The organism is Pseudomonas sp. PS01303, assembly GCF_029959385.1.
In the GTDB taxonomy this organism is placed as follows: Bacteria; Pseudomonadota; Gammaproteobacteria; order Pseudomonadales; family Pseudomonadaceae; genus Aquipseudomonas; species Aquipseudomonas rustica.
On sequence record NZ_JASCPK010000370.1, the window covers coordinates 1 to 217 of the forward strand.

Here is a 217-nt window from a genome sequence, read left to right on the forward strand (position 1 = left end):
AGCTTTCGGTGTTTGTGAACATCGAACTTTCGGTTCGTTTCGTCTTCACACACCGCAATCTGGTCTCTCTCGTCTTTTCAACTAGGAGCATCAAATTGCTTGGGTGTTATATGGTCAAGCCTCACGGGCAATTAGTATTGGTTAGCTCAACGCCTCACAGCGCTTACACACCCAACCTATCAACGTCGTAGTCTTCGACGGCCCTTCAGGGAACTCA

General features: G+C 48.4%; 1 rRNA gene. It reads right to left on the reverse strand.

Annotation, left to right across the window (positions count from 1 at the left end):
• Positions 1-110: 110 nt before the first annotated feature.
• Positions 111-217 (reverse strand): 23S ribosomal RNA (locus QMX93_RS31005); the annotation flags it as partial.